Source organism: Paenirhodobacter sp. (assembly GCF_041916475.1).
Taxonomy (GTDB): Bacteria; Pseudomonadota; Alphaproteobacteria; order Rhodobacterales; family Rhodobacteraceae; genus Rhodobacter.
In genome coordinates, this window is the sequence record NZ_JAYRZN010000001.1 from 104828 (window position 1) to 119995 (window position 15168).

The window sequence follows — 15168 nt, forward strand, 5'->3', positions numbered from 1 at the left end:
GTGCTGTCAGGGAGCCGCGGGGGCGAGGCGGCCGCCGACGCGGACGGGGGCGGTGCGCCTGGCGTGGCCGGTGCGGTCGTCGGTCTCGACATAGAGGCCCGAGAGGGTCACATCGCCCGAGGCGGGGGTGAAGCGGTCGCGCGTCATGCCGGTGATGAAGCGGCGCATCGGCTCGCCCTTCTCCATCCCGATCACCGAATCGTAGTCTCCGCACATGCCGGCATCGGTCATGTAAGCGGTGCCGCCCTGCAGGATCATCGCGTCGCCCGTGGGCACATGGGTATGCGTGCCGACGACGACCGAGGCGCGGCCATCGCACCAATGGCCCATCGCCATCTTCTCCGAAGTGGCCTCGCAATGCACATCGACGAGGATCGCCTGGGCGAGCCCGCCGAGCGGGTGGTTGCGCAGCACGCCGTCGATGGCGGAGAACGGGTCGTCGAAGGCGCGCTTCATGAACACCTGGCCCAGCACCTGCGCCACCAGCACCTTGCGCCCGCGCCGGTCTTCGAACAGGCGGGCGCCGCGGCCGGGCGCCTCCTTGGCATAGTTGATCGGGCGGATCACGCGGGGCTCGGTGTCGATGAAGCGCAGCATGTCCTTCTGGTCGAAGGCGTGGTCACCCAGCGTGACCACATCGGCGCCGGCATCGAGGAGCAGCTTCGCATGCTCCCCGGTGAGGCCCATGCCGCCCGAAGCGTTCTCGCCATTGACCACGACGAAATCGAGGCCCCAATCGGCGCGCAGCTTCGGCAGCCGCTCGGCCACCGCAGCGCGGCCCGCGCGCCCCATCACATCGCCCAGAAACAATATTTTCATGCCCTCCGGCATAGGTCCGGCGCGGCGAAAGGGCAACCCATTTCAGGGCGATTTTCAGGGCCGGATCAGCCCGGCATCGGTGACGATCAGGTCCAGCGGCTGGTCGGTGGGCTCCGTGGGCACGGCGGGCAGCTCCTGCGCGGCGAAGCCGAAGCCGATCGCGGTGATCGGGCCCTGCGCGCGCAGCCCCTCCAGCGTGCGGTCGTAAAAGCCGCCGCCATAGCCCAGCCGGTAGCCGCGCCGGTCGAAGGCGACGAGCGGCACGATCACCACCCGCGGCACCACCGGCTCCGCGATTTCGGGCACATGCGCGCCGAACGGCCCCGCGACCATGGCGCAGCCCGGCGTCCAGCGATGGAACACCAGCGGCTGGCCTTCGGCCACGATCACCGGCACCGCGACCGGCCCTTCATGCGCGGCCATGGCGGCGCGCGGGTCGATTTCGGTGCGGATCGGCATGTAGCCTGCAAGCGAGGCGCCTGCGAAGGGCGCGAGGGCCGCGCGCAGATGGTCGGCCGCCGCCGCCCCCTGCCCCGCGGCATGGGCGGCCTTGCGCGCGGCGAAGGCCTGGCGGCGGGCTTCGGCCTTGGTCATAGCAGGATCACCGTGGCGAGGCCGAGGAAGGCGAAGAATCCCATCACATCGGTCATGGTGGTGACGAAAGTGCCCGAGGCCAGGGCCGGATCGAGGCCGAGCTTGTCGAGCGTGAGCGGCACCAGTACGCCGCCGAGCGCGGCCACGATCTGGTTCGCGATCATCGCGATGCCGAGCACCACGCCGATGCGGATATCGCCGAAGATCAGCGCGCCGGCGGAGCCGAGGATCAGCGCGAGGCCGAGCCCGTTCAGCAGCCCCGCAAACAGCTCGCGGCGCACCACGCGCCGGGCGTTGGAGCTGTTCAGGTCGCGCGCGGCGAGGGCGCGCACCGCGACCGCGAGCGACTGCGTGCCCGCGATGCCGCCGGTGGAGGCCACGATCGGCATCAGCGCCGCCAGCGCCACCAGCGAGGCGATGGTATGCTCGAACCGCGAGATGACGATGGCCGAGAGCGAGGCGGTGAACAGGTTGATCACCAGCCAGGGCAGGCGCTGGCGCGCAGTGGTCAGGGGGCCGTCGGAGACGTGGCTTTCATCATTGACGCCGGCGAGGCGGAGCATGTCCTCCTCGTGCTCCTCATCGAGCACGGACATGGCGTCGTCGATGGTGATGACGCCCACCAGACGGTCGTCGTCGTCCACCACCGGGGCGGAGATCAGGTGGTACTGGTTGAAGGCATAGGCGACATCGCCCTCCTCCTGACGCGCGGAGATGGTGCGGAAGCTGTCTTCGGTGATGGCGGTGAGCTGCGCGGTGCGCGGCGAGGACAGAAGCTTCCCCAGCGTGACATAGCCGATCGGGTGATGGCCCGGATCGACCAGGATGACATGGTAGAACTGATCGGGGAGCTCCTGATCGCGGCGCAGGAAATCTATGGTCTCGCCCACCGTCCAGTGTTCGGGCGCGGTGACCACCTCGCGCTGCATCAGGCGGCCGGCGGAATATTCGGGCCAGGTCAGCGATTGCTGGACGGCGGCGCGGTCTCCGGCATCGAGCGCCTTCAGGATTTGCTCCTGCTGCGGCTCCTCCAGATCCTCGATCAGATCGACGACATCGTCCGAATCGAGCTCGCGCACCGCTTCGGCGAGGACATCGCGCGGCAGCGCCGCGATCACCTCCTCGCGGATCGATTCGGCAAGCTCGGAGAGCACCTCGCCGTCGATCTCATGGCCCCAGAGGCGCAGGATATCGGCGCGCTCCGCGGGCGAGACCTGTTCGAGAAGGTCGGCGATATCGGCCGCGTGCAGGGGCTCCATTAGCGCGGTGACGCGCGCGCCATCCCCCTCCGCCGCGGCCGCGACGATGCCGGCGATCAGGTCGGGGTCGAGGCCGTAATCCTCTTCCTCGCGCCCGTCATCCGCCCGCTCCGTCCGTTCGTCCGCCATGCTGCCCCCATGCGCCAAGGTTTGCGCCACCATAGCCGCAGGCGGGGCGCGGCGACAGGGGCGAAAACCGCCCGCGCGGGGATCAGACCTCCTCGACCTGCGCCACGCCGCGCAGCGAGCGGATCGCGCCTTTCACCTGCGGATTGACCGGGAATTCGCCCGCCCGCAGCATGAAGCGGTTCCCCGAAGCCGGATCGAGCACGGTGAAATGCACCGGGCCACGGCTGCGCACCTTGCCCTCCGCGCCGAGCCGCGCGAGCAGCGCCGCGATCGAGGGGATGGCATCGGGCTGCTCGACATGGATATTCAGCCCGGAGGCCCCGGCATCGGCGGTGACCTGATCGATGGGGGCCGCACCCTGCGCGAGCATCTTGATCGTCTCGCCCTCCACATCGACCTTCACGGTCAGCACCACGCCCTGCCCCGGCTCCAGGTACTGGCGCGTGGCCTCGAGCGTATCCGAGAACACGGTGACCTCGTAGGGCCCGGTCGGATCCGAGAGCGAGACGAAGGCGAAGCGGTTGCCCTTGGCCGATTTGCGCTCCTGCCGGACGGCGACCTGGCCTGCGATCTTGCCGATGAAGGGGCCGCCCTGGGCCTTTTCGGCCACTTCGGCGAGGGTGAGCACCTTCTTGCGCTTCAGCGCGGGGAGGTAGTCATCGAGCGGGTGGCCCGAGAGGTAGAAGCCGATGGCCTTGTGCTCTTCGGCGAGGCGCTCGGCCGGAAGCCAGTCGTCGGTATCGGCGAGGCGCGGCGGCGGCAGGTCGTCGCCCGCATCACCAAAGAGCGAGACCTGCGCCGAGGTCCGCGCCTCGGCCACGGCGGCGGACCAGGCCATCAGCCCCTCGATACTGTCGAACACGCGCTTGCGGTTCGGGTCTATTTCGTCGAACGCGCCGGCGCGGGCCAGCATTTCCATCGGCCGCTTGCCGATCCGCTTCAGGTCGCAGCGGCGGGCGAAATCGAACAGGTCGCGGAAGGGTTCGCCATTGCGGGCCTCCACGATCAGGTTCATCGCATCCGCGCCCACGTTCTTCAGCGCGCCGAGCGCATAGACGAGCTTCTGCTCCACCACATCGAATGTGGCCAGGGACCGGTTGACGCAGGGCGGCACCACCGAAATGCCCAGCCCCCGGCGCACCTCGCCCATATAGGTCGCGAGCTTGTCGGTCAGGTGGATATCGCAGTTCATCACCCCGGCCATGAATTCGACGGGGTGGTTCGCCTTCAGCCAGGCGGTCTGATAGCTCACGATCGCATAGGCGGCGGCGTGGGATTTGTTGAAGCCGTAGTTCGCGAATTTCTCCAGCAGGTCAAACACTTCGCCCGCCTTCTTCGGGTCGATGCTGTGCGTGGCCTTGGCGCCTTCGAGAAATTTGGGCCGCTCCTTGGCCATTTCCTCGGCGATCTTCTTGCCCATGGCGCGGCGCAAGAGGTCGGCGCCGCCGAGGCTGTAGCCCGCCATCACCTGGGCGATCTGCATCACCTGTTCCTGATAGACGATGATGCCTTGGGTCTCGGCGAGGATCGGGTCGATGGTCGGGTGCAGCGATTCGAGCGGCCGGAGCCCGTGCTTCACTTCACAGTAAACCGGGATGTTCTCCATCGGGCCCGGGCGGTACAGCGCCACCAGCGCCACGATATCCTCGATACAGGTGGGCTTCATGCGCCGCAGCGCATCCATCATGCCGGTGGATTCCACCTGGAACACCGCCACCGTATGCGCCCGGGCATAGAGCTCGTAGGTTTTCGCATCGTCGATCGGGATCGCGTTGATCTGGTTCTCGGCGCCTTCGGCCGGGGCATAGAGCGTGGTGCCCGCCGCATCCACATGCAGCGGCCGGCCCGATTTGCGGATCAGGTTGACCGCGTTCTGGATCACCGTCAGCGTCTTCAGGCCCAGGAAGTCGAACTTCACCAGCCCGGCCTTTTCCACCCATTTCATGTTGAACTGGGTCGCGGGCATATCCGAGCGCGGATCCTGATAGAGCGGCACCAGGTCATCCAGAGGCCGGTCCCCGATCACCACGCCCGCGGCATGGGTGGAGGCGTTGCGCAGGAGCCCCTCGATCGCCTGGGCATAATCGAGCAGCCGCTGCACCACTTCCTCGGCGCGGGCGGCCTCGCGCAGACGCGGCTCGTCGGCCAGCGCCTTCTCGATGCTGACGGGCTTCACCCCCTCGACCGGGATCATCTTCGAGAGCTTGTCGACCTGGCCATAGGACATCTGCAGCACCCGGCCCACGTCGCGCACCGCGGCCTTGGAGAGCAGCGCGCCGAAGGTGATGATCTGCCCGACCTTTTCGCGGCCGTATTTGCCCTGGACGTATTTGATCACCTCTTCGCGCCGGTCCATGCAGAAGTCGATGTCGAAGTCCGGCATCGAGACCCGCTCCGGGTTCAGGAAGCGTTCGAACAGGAGGGAGTAGCGCAGGGGATCGAGGTCGGTGATGGTGAGCGCATAGGCCACCAGCGAGCCCGCCCCCGAGCCCCGGCCCGGCCCCACGGGAATATCATGCGCCTTCGCCCATTTGATGAAATCGGCCACGATCAGGAAGTAGCCCGGGAAGCCCATCTGTTCGATGATGCCGAGCTCGAAGCGCAGGCGCTCCTCGTATTCCTCCACCGGCACGGCATGGGGGATCACCTCGAGGCGGCGGCGCAGCCCCTCCCAGGCCTGCTCGCGCAGCGCCTCCACCTCGTTGTCGGCAAAGCGCGGCAGGATCGGGGCGCGGGTATAGGCGGCGAAGGCGCAGCGCTTCGCGATCTCGACGGTGGTCTCGATCGCTTCGGGCAGGTCGGCGAAGAGCGTGACCATCTCCGCTTCGGATTTGAAATAGTGCTGCGGGGTCAGGCGGCGGCGCGGCTCGACCTGATCGACATAGGCGCCCTCGGCGATGCAGATCATCGCGTCATGGGCCTCGAACATGTCGGATTTCGGGAAATACACATCGTTGGTGGCCACGATCGGCAGGCCCATCGCATAGGCCATTTCCAGGAACGGCCGCTCGGTCGCGCGCTCGCCCTCGGTCAGGCGGCCGCCCTCGCCCGGATGGCGCTGCAGCTCCACATAGAGCCGGTCGCCATAGATCGCGGCGAGGCGCTCCATCAGCGCCTGCGCCCTGGGCCGCTGCCCCGCCTGGATCAGCCGCCCGACCGGCCCTTCGGCGCCGCCGGTGAGGCAGATCAGCCCCTCGGCATGGGCGGCGAGATCCTCCACAGTGACCTGCGGCAGGGCGCCGTGCTTATCCACATAGAGGCAGGAGGAGAGCTTCTCCAGGTTCTCGTAGCCGCGTTCGTTCTGCGCGAGCAGCACCACCGGCGCGGGCGCGCGCGGCCGCTCGCCGGGCGCGGCCGGATCGAAGGTGACGGAGACCTGGCAGCCCACGATCGGCTGCAGCCCCGCCCCGAGCGCGCTCACGGAAAACTCCAGCGCGGCGAACATCGCATTGGTATCGGTGACGGCGACGGCGGGCATGTTGGCCGCGTCGCAGAGCTTGATCAGCTTCTTGACGGGAACCGCCCCCTCCAGAAGCGAGTATTCGGTATGAACGCGGAGGTGTATGAATCGAGGCTCGGGCATGGGCGCAGGATAGGCCGCGCCGGGCCGGAGCGAAAGCCCCGCCAAAGCCCCGCCAGGGAGGAGAGAATGGACCCGCGCGACCTGATCCTGAGCCGGACACTCGCCTGCACGCCGGAGGCGGCGTTCCGCTGCTGGACCGAGCCCGATCTGCTCCGGCGCTTCTTCGCGCCGCGCCCCGGGCTGACGACGGGAGCCGAGATCGACCTGCGCCCCGGCGGGCGGTTCTACACGGTGATGCAGTTCGAGGAATGGGGCGAGATCGCCACCGAGGGCTGCGTGCTGCTGGTGGAGCCGGGGCGGCGGCTGGTGTTCACCGATGCGCTCGAAGCGGGGTTCCGGCCGCGGGCGGGGGCGTTCTTCAGCGCGGATCTGCGCTTCGAGCCCGCGCCGGGGGGCTGCGCCTACCGCGTGACTGCGCGCCATGCCGATGCCGAAACCGCGCAGAAACACGCAGATATGGGCTTCGAGAGCGGCTGGGGCCAGGTGGCGGCGCAGTTGGAGGAAGTGGCGCAAAGCCTGGGATAGGCGCCCAAAAAACATGCAATCGCGCGAAACCCGGGCGCGGGCGCTGCGCAGGCTTGCCAAACCGGCGGCGGTTGGCTTTGCTGGAGGGGGAGGCCCCGCTCTACGCCGCATCGGGCGGGCGGCCGGGAATGGGTATCGCGGCGGATAGCATTGATGGACATCTCGTTTCTTCTGAATGGGGAAACCAGGGTCGCGCGGATTGACCGCCCGACGCAGAGCGTGCTCGACTGGCTGCGCGCGGAGGGGCTGACCGGCACCAAGGAGGGCTGCAACGAGGGCGATTGCGGCGCCTGTACGGTGATGCTCACCGATGCCGCCGGCACGCGCGCGCTCAATGCCTGCATCCTGATGATGCCGCAGATCGCCGGCAAGGCGCTGCGCACGGTGGAGGGGATCGCCGCGCCCGATGGCGGGCTGCATCCGGTGCAGGCGGCGATGGTGGCGCATCACGGCTCGCAATGCGGGTTTTGCACGCCGGGGTTCGTGGTTTCGATGGCCACCGCGCATCTGAACGGGCGCAGCGACGACGACGACATACTGGCCGGGAACCTGTGCCGCTGCACCGGCTATGCGCCGATCATCCGCGCCTGCGCGGCGGCGCGGGCGGAGCCTGCGGCCGGGTGGATCGACGACCGCGCCCGGCCCCTGCCCGCCGCGGCCACCGGCACCGACGCGGCCTTCCGCCCGGCGGATGCCGATGCGCTCGCGCCCTGGTATCTGGCCCATCCCGAGGGCGTGCTGATCGCCGGGGCGACGGATGTGGCGCTGTGGGTAACGAAGCAGCTGCGCGAGCTGCCGGAGGTGGCCTTCCTCGGCGGCTGCGCCGATCTGCAGCAGATCACCGAGGAGGCGGATGGCTACCGGATCGGCGCCGGGGTGACGGTGGCGGCGCTGCGGGCCTGGGCCGAGGGCGTGCATCCGGCGCTGGCGGGGCTGTTGCGGCGCTTCGCCTCGGAGCAGGTGCGCCAGGCGGCGACGATCGGCGGCAATATCGCCAATGGCTCGCCCATCGGCGACGGGCCGCCCGCGCTGATCGCGATGGGCGCGCGGCTGGTGCTGCGCCGGGGCGATGTGCGGCGCCAGATCGCGCTTGAGGATTTCTTCATCGAATACCGCAAGCAAGACCGCCAGCCCGGCGAATTCGTGGAGGCCGTGCTGGTGCCGAAGGCCGCGCCGGGGCTGCAGTGCTACAAGCTCTCGAAACGGTTCGATCAGGATATTTCGGCGGTCTGTGGCTGCTTCAACCTGACGGTGGAGGCGGGCGTGGTGCGCGCGGCACGAGTGGCCTTCGGCGGCATGGCCGGGATCCCGAAGCGCGCGGCGGCCTTCGAGGCGGCAATCACGGGCGCGCCCTTCACCGAAGCGGCGATTGCCGCCGCCCTGCCCGCGCTGGCGCAGGATTTCGCGCCGCTGAGCGACATGCGCGCCTCCGCCGCCTACCGGATGCAGACGGCGCAGGCGATGGCGCTGCGCTATGTGCGGGCGGCGGCGGGCGAGGCGGTTTCGGTGCTGGAGGTGCGGGTATGACGATGCCATCGAGCCCTCACGATTCCGCCGAGCTGCATGTGACGGGCCGCGCCCGCTATGTGGACGACACGCCGGTGCCCGAAGGCACGCTGCACCTGGCCTTCGGGCTTTCGACCGAGGCCAGCGCCGAGATCACGGCAATCGACCTCGAGCCGGTGCGGGCCACGCCCGGGGTGGTGCGGGTGCTGCTGGCGGAGGACCTGCCCTTCGACAACGACGCCTCCCCCGCGCCGCTGCCCGAGCCGGTGCTGGCCACGGGCGAGGTGCATTATGTGGGCCAGCCGATCTTCCTGGTGATTGCCACGTCGCACCGGGCGGCGCGGATCGCGGCGCGGCGCGCCAAGATCCGCTATGCGCCCCGGCCCGCGCTGCTGAGCATCGACGCGGCCTATGCGGCGGGCAGCCGGTTCGAGGGCGGGCCGGTGATCTGGGCGCGCGGCGATGCGGCGGGCGCCTTGCGCGGGGCGGCACATGTCGTCGAGGGCGAGATCGAGATGGGCGGGCAGGAGCATTTCTACCTGGAGGGCCAGGCCGCCCTCGCCCATCCGCTGGATGAGGGCCTGCTGATCCAGTGTTCGTCGCAGCACCCGACGGAAGTGCAGCACAAGGTCGCCCATGCGACCGGGCTGCACATGAACGACGTGCGGGTGGAGATGCGCCGGATGGGCGGCGGCTTCGGCGGCAAGGAGAGCCAGGGCAACCATCTGGCGATTGCCTGCGCGGTGGCGGCGCGGCTGACCGGGCGCAGCTGCAAGATGCGCTACGACCGCGACGACGACATGGTGATTACCGGCAAGCGCCACGATTTCAAGATCCGCTACCGGATCGGGGCGGATGCCGAAGGGCGGATCCTGGGCGCGGAATTTTTGCATCTGGCGCGCTGCGGCTGGTCTCCGGACCTGAGCCTGCCGGTCTGTGACCGGGCGATGCTGCATGCGGACAATGCCTATTTCATCCCGGCGATCCGGATCGAGAGCCACCGGCTGCGCACCAACACCCAGAGCAACACCGCCTATCGCGGCTTCGGCGGGCCGCAGGGGATGCTGGGGATCGAGGCCGCGGTGGAGCATCTGGCCTTCGTGCTGGGGCAGGAGCCCGCAGAGCTGCGGGCGCGGAATTTCTACCCGGTGGCACCGGCGCTGAGCACCCATTACGGCCAGGAGGTGGAGGATTTTATCCTGGACCGGCTGGTGCCGGAGCTGGAGAAATCCAGCAATTACCATGCGCGGAAGGCCGAAATAGCCGCCTGGAACAGCACAAACCGGACATTGGCGCGCGGGATCGCACTCAGCCCGGTGAAATTCGGGATCTCGTTCACGCTGACCCACCTCAATCAGGCGGGCGCGCTGGTGCATGTGTATTCGGATGGCTCGGTACTCCTGAACCATGGCGGCACGGAAATGGGCCAGGGCCTGCATCAGAAGTGCCGGGAGGTGGCGGCGCGGGTGTTCGGGATCGATGTGGCCCATGTGCGGATCACCGCGACCGATACGGCCAAGGTGCCCAATACCTCGGCCACGGCGGCCTCTTCGGGGGCGGATATGAACGGCATGGCGGTGAAGGCCGCCTGCGAGACGGTGAAGGCGCGGATGGCGGCCTTCCTGACTGAGCGCGAGGGGGTGGCGGAGGTCGCTTTCGCGGGCGGCATGGTGCGGGCGGGGGCGCGGGCCTTTGCCTTCGCCGAGGTCGCGGGGGCGGCCTATGCGGCGCGGGTCGGGCTCTCCTCCACCGGGTTCTACGCCACGCCCAAGATCAGCTGGGACCGGATCGCCGGGCGCGGGCGGCCGTTCTTCTACTTCGCCTATGGCGCCGCGGTGACCGAGGTGGTGATCGACCGGCTCACCGGCGAGAACCGGATCCTGCGGGCGGATATCTTGCATGATGCCGGGGCCTCGCTGAACCCGGCGCTGGATATCGGCCAGGTCGAGGGCGCCTATGTGCAGGGCGCGGGCTGGCTGACGACCGAGGAGCTGGTCTGGGACGACAAGGGCCGGCTCAGCACGCACGCGCCCTCCACCTACAAGATCCCGGCCTGTTCGGACCGCCCGCCGGTGTTCAACGTGGCGCTGTGGGACGCGCCGAACCGGGAGGAGACGATCTATCGCTCCAAGGCGGTGGGGGAGCCACCGTTCATGCTGGGGATTTCGGCCTTTCATGCGCTGCAGCAGGCCTGCATGGCCTGCGGGCCGCATTGGCCGGCGCTGCGCGCGCCCGCGACCGCCGAAGCGGTGCTGGCGGCCTGTGCCCGGGCGCGGGGGGCGCCATGAGCCTGGATCCGGAAGCGCTGGCGCGGGCGGCGGCACGGGGGCCCTTCGTGCGGGTGCTGGTGGCGGAGGTGCGCGGCTCGGCCCCGCGCGAAGCGGGCGCTGCGATGCTGGTCTGGCCGAACCGGACCGAGGGCACGATCGGCGGCGGGCGGCTGGAGCATGAGGCGATCGCGCGGGCGCGGGGCCTGAGCGCGCCGCGGCTGGAGCGGGTCGCGCTCGGGCCTGCGATGGGGCAGTGCTGCGGCGGATCGGTGGTGCTGGCCTATGAGCCGATGGCGGGGCCGCCCGAGGCTCGCGGCTGGCACGCGCGGCCGATGGTGCCGGGGCCGATGCCGCTTTCGGTGCGCCGTGCGCTGGCGCGGGCGCGGGACCGGGGCGCGGCCCCTGCCCTGCTGCTGGACGGCTGGCTGATAGAAGCGGTGGCGCCGCCGCGCGAGGAGCTGTGGATCTGGGGCGCGGGGCATGTCGGGCGGGCGCTGGTTTCGGTGCTGGCGCCGCTCGACGGGCTGCGGATTTTCTGGGTGGATACCGGGGCCGAGCGCTTCCCGGAGGGAATGCCGGAGGGGGTGATGCCGCTGATTGCGCAGAACCCGGCCGAGCTGGTGACCTCCGCGCCCGCCACGGCGCGGCACCTGATCCTGACCTATGCCCATGCGCTGGACCTGGAGCTGTGCCACCGGCTGCTGGCTCACGGATTCGTGGCCTGCGGATTGATCGGCTCGGTGACGAAATGGGCGCGTTTTCGGGCGCGCCTGCGCGATCTGGGCCATTCGGACGCCCAGATTTCCCGCATTGCCTGCCCGATAGGCGACCCGGCGCTTGGAAAAGCGCCACAGGCGATTGCGATATCCGTCGCCGCCGCGCTATTGAAGGACCTATGCGCGAGCAGAGCCGCAAAGGCCGCAGCCAGAGGGGAACGCACCGCGTGACGGGGACATTGCTGAAGATCGAGGGCCTGACCAAGGCCTATCCGGGGGTCGTCGCGAACGACCATGTGGGCTTTGCGGTGGCGCCGGGCGAGGTGCATGCGCTTCTGGGCGAGAATGGCGCCGGGAAATCCACGCTGGTGAAGATGATCTACGGGCTGGTGAAGCCCGACAGCGGTACCATGCAGTTTCGCGGCGCGCCCTATGCGCCGCCGGAGCCGCGGGCAGCGCGGGCCGCGGGCGTGGCGATGGTGTTTCAGCATTTCTCGCTGTTCGAGGCGCTGAACGTGGCCGAAAACGTCGCGCTCGGGATGGAGAACCCGCCGAAGATGCGCGACCTGGCGGCGCGGATCCGGGAGATTTCACAGGCCTACGGGCTGCCGCAGGATCCGGCGCGGCTGGTGGGGGACCTCTCGGCGGGCGAGCGGCAGCGGGTGGAGATCGTGCGCTGCCTGCTGCAGGATCCGAAGCTCTTGATCATGGATGAGCCGACCTCGGTGCTGACGCCGCAGGAGGTGGAGATCCTGTTCCGCACGCTGCGCAAGCTTTCGGCCGAGGGCACGGCGATCCTCTATATCAGCCACAAGCTCGAGGAGATCCGCGCGCTGTGCGACGGCGCGACGATCCTGCGCGGCGGCAAGGTGGTGGGCAGCTGCACCCCGCGCGAGAAAACGGCGCGGGCGCTGGCGGAAATGATGGTGGGCGGCGAATTCGCGGTGACGGACCGGGCCGGGCGCAGCCTCGGCGCGCCGGTGCTGGAGGTGAGGGGGCTGAGCCTGCCGCCGATGTCGCAGTTCGGGCCGGCGCTGAAGGATGTGACGCTGACGCTGCGGGCGGGCGAGGTGCTGGGCATCGGCGGGGTTGCGGGCAACGGGCAGGAAGAGCTGCTGGCGACGCTCGCCGGAGAGCGGCCCTCTGCGCCGGGCACGGTGCTGATGAAGGGCGTGGACATCTCGGGCCTCGGGCCCAATCCGCGCCGGGCGCAGGGGATCCTGTCTGCGCCCGAGGAGCGTCTGGGCCATGCCGCGGTGCCGGCGATGAGCCTCACCGAGAACACGCTTGTCACAGGAACGATCCGCAAGCCATTGACCCGCAACGGCTTCATCAACATGAACGAGGCGCGTAGCTTCGCCGAGGAGATCATCCAGGAATTCGACGTGCGCACGCCCGGCCCGCATGTGGCGGCGCGCGCGCTTTCGGGCGGCAACCTGCAGAAATATGTGATCGGGCGCGAGGTGCTGCAGGGCCCCGAGGTGCTGATCGTGAACCAGCCGACCTGGGGGGTGGATGCGGCGGCGGCGGCCTCGATCCGGCAGGCGATCCTGAACCTCGCCCGGAAGGGCGCGGCGGTGATCGTGATTTCGCAGGATCTGGATGAGCTGATGGAAGTGGCCGACCATTTCTGCGCGCTGAACGAGGGCCGGCTGAGCGCGCCGCGCCCGACCGACGGCCTGACGATCGACGAGATCGGGCTGATGCTGGGCGGGGCGCATGGGATGGAGGCGGCGGAATGATCCGGCTGATACGGCGGCCGACGCCTTCGAAATTCTGGGCCTGGACGACACCGCTGATCGCCGTGGTGGCGACGATGGTGGCGGGGGGGCTGCTGTTCGCGCTTCTGGGCAAGAACCCGGTGGAGGCGATCCGCACGATCTTCTGGGAGCCGCTCTTCGGCGACAATGCCGATTATTTCCGCGGCCAGCTGCTGGTGAAGGCGGGGCCGCTGATCCTGATCGCCTGCGGGCTGGCGGTGGGGTTCCGCGCCGGGATCTGGAACATCGGCGCCGAGGGGCAGTATATCATGGGGGCGCTGGCGGGGGCGTCGCTGGCGCTGGCGGCCTATCCGGCCGAAAGCTGGCTTTTGTTCCCGGCGATGGTGGTGCTGGGGGCGCTTGGCGGGCTGGTCTGGGCGATGATCCCGGCGCTGCTGAAGGTGGTGTTCGGCACGTCGGAGATCCTCGTTTCGCTGATGCTGGTCTATGTGGCGCAGTTCCTGCTGGCCTATATGGCCTTCGGGCCGCTGAAGAACCCCGAGGGCATGGGCTTTCCGGGCTCGCGCAACCTGCAGCAATATCCGGCCGCCTATAATGCCGATCTGATCCCCGGCACCGGCGCGCATTGGGGCGTGTTTGCGGCGCTTGGCGCGGTGCTGCTGGTCTATGTGCTGATGCAGCGCCATATCGCCGGGTTCCGGATCCGGGTGGCGGGCGAGGCTCCGCGCGCGGCGCGGTTCGCGGGGGTGGTTCCGGCGCGGCTGGTGATGTTCTGCCTCTGCCTCTCGGGCGCGCTGGCGGGGATGGCGGGGCTGTTCGAGGTCTCCGGCCCCTCCGGCCAGATCACCGACAGCTTCAACGCGGGCTATGGCTTCACCGCAATCATTGTGACCTTCCTCGGGCGGCTGCATCCGGTGGGGATCCTGCTTGCGGGGCTCCTGATGGCGCTGACCTATATCGGCGGCGACATGGCGCAGCTGATGCTCGGGCTGCCTTCGGCCGCGATCCAGGTTTTCCAGGGGATGCTGCTGTTCTTCCTGCTCGGGTTCGACCTGCTGACCAATTACCGCATCCGGCTGAAGGGGGCACGCGCATGATCATCGGCGGGATTGATATCGTCACCCTGATCGCGATGCTGATGGTGGCCTCCACCCCGGTGCTGCTGGCCGCGACCGGCGAGCTGATCGCGGAGAAGTCGGGCGTGCTGAACCTCGGCGTGGAGGGGATGATGATCGTGGGCGCGGTGGCGGGCTTTGCCACGGCGGTCTCGACCGGGAGCCCGGTGCTGGGCTTTCTGGGCGGCGCGCTGGCGGGGGCGGCGATGGCCGCGCTGTTCGCGGTGCTGACGCAGGTGTTCCTCTCCAATCAGACGGCGACGGGCCTTGCGCTCACGCTGTTCGGGCTCGGGCTCTCGGCACTGGTGGGCAAGCCCTTCGAGGGCGTGCGCCCGCCGCCCACGCCGAAGCTCTCCTTCGGGGCGCTGAGCGAGATGCCGGTGCTGGGCCGGATCCTGTTCTCGCATGACTGGATGGTCTATATGTCGCTCCTGCTGGTGGCGGCGGTCTGGGCCTTCCTGAAATATACCCGCGCCGGGCTGATCCTGCGCGCGGTCGGCGAAAACCACGACGCGGCCCATGCGCTTGGCTACCGGGTGATTGCGGTGCGCTGCGCGGCACTTGCCTTCGGCGGCGCGCTGGCGGGGCTGGGCGGGGCCTATCTGAGCCTCGTGCGTGTGCCGCAATGGACCGAAGGCATGACCGCGGGCGCGGGCTGGATCGCGCTTGCGATCGTCGTCTTCGCGAGCTGGCGCGCGGGGCGGGTGCTGATCGGGGCCTATCTGTTCGGCGGCATCACCGCGCTGCAATTGCAGCTGCAGGCCGCGGGCTATGCGATCCCGGTGCATCTGCTGTCGATGGCGCCTTATGTGCTCACCATCGTCGTCCTCGTTCTTCTCTCTGCCATCCACCGGCACGGGGTGCAGGCTGCGCCTGCGGCTCTCGGCCGGTCGTTCCATGCCTCGAACTGAGGCCCAACTCCGGGAGTTCC

11 protein-coding genes are annotated in these 15168 nt (G+C 69.1%); 7 read left to right on the top strand and 4 right to left on the bottom strand.

Features of this window, described 5'->3' with window-relative positions; translation table 11 throughout:
• Positions 1–6 precede the first annotated feature (6 nt).
• From ACOMG5_RS00530 to dnaE, 4 genes are all read right to left on the bottom strand, one after another.
• Positions 7–819 (bottom strand): TIGR00282 family metallophosphoesterase, encoded by an 813-nt coding sequence (locus tag ACOMG5_RS00530; protein WP_420341816.1) that lies wholly within the window; start codon positions 817–819, stop codon positions 7–9.
• Between the two features lie 54 nt (positions 820–873).
• Positions 874–1413 carry a 5-formyltetrahydrofolate cyclo-ligase gene (locus tag ACOMG5_RS00535; protein ID WP_420341817.1) on the bottom strand — a complete coding sequence of 180 codons (540 nt, stop codon included), beginning with the start codon at positions 1411–1413 and terminating at the stop codon, positions 874–876.
• Positions 1410–2801, bottom strand: coding sequence for a magnesium transporter (gene mgtE, locus ACOMG5_RS00540; RefSeq protein ID WP_420341818.1), 1392 nt, complete (start codon positions 2799–2801; stop codon positions 1410–1412). The genes ACOMG5_RS00535 and mgtE overlap by 4 nt, the downstream gene beginning before the upstream one ends.
• A gap of 82 nt (positions 2802–2883) precedes the next feature.
• Positions 2884–6384, bottom strand: a complete 3501-nt coding sequence (dnaE, locus tag ACOMG5_RS00545; RefSeq protein WP_420341819.1) for a DNA polymerase III subunit alpha — start codon at positions 6382–6384, stop codon at positions 2884–2886.
• A 66-nt stretch (positions 6385–6450) separates the two neighbouring features.
• On the opposite strand from dnaE, the gene ACOMG5_RS00550 reads away from it, so the two are divergent.
• The 7 genes from ACOMG5_RS00550 (at position 6451) to ACOMG5_RS00580 (ending at position 15148) form a co-directional block, all read left to right on the top strand.
• Positions 6451–6909 (top strand): SRPBCC family protein, encoded by a 459-nt coding sequence (locus ACOMG5_RS00550; protein WP_420341820.1) that lies wholly within the window; start codon positions 6451–6453, stop codon positions 6907–6909.
• A 153-nt stretch (positions 6910–7062) separates the two neighbouring features.
• Positions 7063–8436 (top strand): xanthine dehydrogenase small subunit, encoded by a 1374-nt coding sequence (gene xdhA / locus ACOMG5_RS00555; RefSeq protein WP_420341821.1) that lies wholly within the window; start codon positions 7063–7065, stop codon positions 8434–8436.
• Entirely contained in the window at positions 8433–10703 is a 2271-nt protein-coding gene (xdhB, locus tag ACOMG5_RS00560; RefSeq protein WP_420341822.1) for a xanthine dehydrogenase molybdopterin binding subunit, read from the top strand. The genes xdhA and xdhB overlap by 4 nt, the downstream gene beginning before the upstream one ends.
• Positions 10700–11632 carry a xanthine dehydrogenase accessory protein XdhC gene (gene xdhC / locus ACOMG5_RS00565; RefSeq protein WP_420341823.1) on the top strand — a complete coding sequence of 311 codons (933 nt, stop codon included), beginning with the start codon at positions 10700–10702 and terminating at the stop codon, positions 11630–11632. The genes xdhB and xdhC overlap by 4 nt, the downstream gene beginning before the upstream one ends.
• Complete coding sequence (locus ACOMG5_RS00570) at positions 11629–13143, top strand: ABC transporter ATP-binding protein (protein WP_420341824.1); 1515 nt, start codon at positions 11629–11631, stop codon at positions 13141–13143. Before xdhC ends, ACOMG5_RS00570 begins: the two co-directional genes overlap by 4 nt.
• Complete coding sequence (locus ACOMG5_RS00575; protein ID WP_420341825.1) at positions 13140–14219, top strand: ABC transporter permease; 1080 nt, start codon at positions 13140–13142, stop codon at positions 14217–14219. The genes ACOMG5_RS00570 and ACOMG5_RS00575 overlap by 4 nt, the downstream gene beginning before the upstream one ends.
• A complete protein-coding gene (locus ACOMG5_RS00580; RefSeq protein ID WP_420341826.1) occupies positions 14216–15148 on the top strand; it encodes an ABC transporter permease in 933 nt (310 codons plus the stop codon). The genes ACOMG5_RS00575 and ACOMG5_RS00580 overlap by 4 nt, the downstream gene beginning before the upstream one ends.
• Positions 15149–15168 lie beyond the last annotated feature (20 nt).

Coding starts and splice junctions, on each gene's coding strand:
- ACOMG5_RS00530 (WP_420341816.1), bottom strand. CDS start 819: ATGAAAATATTGTTTCTGGGCGATGTGATGGGGCGCGCGGGCCGCGCT.
- ACOMG5_RS00535 (WP_420341817.1), bottom strand. CDS start 1,413: ATGACCAAGGCCGAAGCCCGCCGCCAGGCCTTCGCCGCGCGCAAGGCC.
- mgtE (WP_420341818.1), bottom strand. CDS start 2,801: ATGGCGGACGAACGGACGGAGCGGGCGGATGACGGGCGCGAGGAAGAG.
- dnaE (WP_420341819.1), bottom strand. CDS start 6,384: ATGCCCGAGCCTCGATTCATACACCTCCGCGTTCATACCGAATACTCG.
- ACOMG5_RS00550 (WP_420341820.1), top strand. CDS start 6,451: ATGGACCCGCGCGACCTGATCCTGAGCCGGACACTCGCCTGCACGCCG.
- xdhA (WP_420341821.1), top strand. CDS start 7,063: ATGGACATCTCGTTTCTTCTGAATGGGGAAACCAGGGTCGCGCGGATT.
- xdhB (WP_420341822.1), top strand. CDS start 8,433: ATGACGATGCCATCGAGCCCTCACGATTCCGCCGAGCTGCATGTGACG.
- xdhC (WP_420341823.1), top strand. CDS start 10,700: ATGAGCCTGGATCCGGAAGCGCTGGCGCGGGCGGCGGCACGGGGGCCC.
- ACOMG5_RS00575 (WP_420341825.1), top strand. CDS start 13,140: ATGATCCGGCTGATACGGCGGCCGACGCCTTCGAAATTCTGGGCCTGG.
- ACOMG5_RS00580 (WP_420341826.1), top strand. CDS start 14,216: ATGATCATCGGCGGGATTGATATCGTCACCCTGATCGCGATGCTGATG.